Here is a 1,347-nt window from a genome sequence, read left to right as displayed (position 1 = left end):
CGCCGCCCGGCGGGTGCCGGGCGGCGCTCCTGGTGGGGACGGCTCAGATGCTGCTGCGCACGTCGGTCAGGCCCAGGGCCGTGACGTGCTCCGGCGCACCGGAGGCGGCGGCACCGACCCCCAGCGGGGGCTGGTGCGGGCCGTTGCCGTAGACCGTGATGTCGCGGTCCCAGCGGATCGCACCGATGGCGATGAGGTGGTCCATCGCCTTGATGCTCAGGCGCACGCAGCCGTGGCTGTCCGGGTACGGCGGGATGAAGGTGGAGCCGTGCACGGCGTAGCCGCCGGGCGCGAAGAAGAACGGGCGCCACATGCGACCCAGCTCTCCGGTGCGCCACCCCTTGTCCTCGTTCCACATGCTGCGCCAGGTGCCGCGCGGGGTCTTGGCGTGCGGGTACCACTTGCCCCGGAAGGTGTAGCCCTTGCCGTTGCCGGTGGAGGTGTTGTGCACCTCCACGAGCTTGCCGGCCTTCACGTAGAAGAGCAGCTGGCGGGTGAGGTCCACCTCGATGTAGGTGCCCGAGGTGGTCTTCACGGGGATACGCGGCTGGCGGATGACGGCCAGCCAGGTCTTCTGGCCGACGACGCCGTCGCGGGTCAGGCCGTAGGCCTTCTGCACGGCCCACACGACCTGCTGGGTCTGGGCGCCGAACGAGCCGTCCGGCGTGCCGACCCAGAAGCCGGCCTGCTTGGCCTTGCGCTGGAAGTACAGGACGTCGGCGTTGCGGTCACCCTTGCGCAGCGTGCGGCGGTTCACGCGGTACGCAGCGGCGGCCCCCGTCGCCGGGGTGAGCGCGGCCGTGCCACCGGCGACGGCGGCGGCACCGCCGGCCAGCGCCGTGCGGCGGGTGATGTTCGTGGTGTCCATGGTCTGTCTTCCTCCCCCTTGTCGGTGATGGGCGACCGTCCACCGTCCCCGGGTGGGCGGTGGTCTGCGGCCCCGCGTGCGGGGTCCGGTCGTGTCCCCACGGTACGGCCCGTCCCGCGCACCTTCCACCCCGCAGGGGCGGTTGTGCGGACTCTGTTGCCGTCCTGTGATGGAGCGCGCCCGATCTGTGAGGTGCGCCTCGGGCCGGGCCGTCCACCCCGCGCCGCCCGGCCCCGGCGTTCAGCCCATCGCCCAGCACCGGGTGTGCCAGTGGCGCCGCTCCTCCACCCCGAGCATCCCGTCGTTCGGCCACACCACGAGGTGCGGCTGCGAGGAGGGCACCTCGTGGTGGCAGCCCGGGCAGCGGTACACCCGGCCCTCGGCGTTGCCGTGCAGGGTGCGCACGAGGAACTCCCGCCCGCCGCGGAGCTCGGTGCGGTCGGGCGTGTGCCGCAGGCCGCCGCCCACCGGGCTCGGCA

2 protein-coding genes are annotated in these 1,347 nt (G+C 73.5%); both read right to left on the bottom strand.

The features are described from left to right. Positions 1 to 43: 43 nt before the first annotated feature. On the bottom strand, positions 44 to 868 hold the full coding sequence (locus tag HMPREF3099_RS07405; RefSeq protein WP_070705393.1) for a L,D-transpeptidase family protein: 825 nt from the start codon (positions 866 to 868) through the stop codon (positions 44 to 46). Positions 869 to 1,108: 240 nt separating this feature from the next. Continuing rightward, positions 1,109 to 1,347, bottom strand: a 239-nt coding sequence (locus HMPREF3099_RS07400) for a hypothetical protein (protein WP_371327520.1), incomplete at its 5' end; no start/stop codon positions are given.

The organism is Kytococcus sp. HMSC28H12 (assembly GCF_001816045.1).
GTDB lineage: Bacteria > Actinomycetota > Actinomycetes > Actinomycetales > Dermatophilaceae > Kytococcus > Kytococcus schroeteri.
The sequence above is the reverse complement of the archived record's forward strand: the minus strand, read 5'-3'. Positions and strand labels throughout refer to the sequence as shown.

Excerpts from the sequence above, each read along its gene's own strand:
- HMPREF3099_RS07405 (WP_070705393.1), bottom strand. The coding sequence starts at position 868 with ATGGACACCACGAACATCACCCGCCGCACGGCGCTGGCCGGCGGTGCC.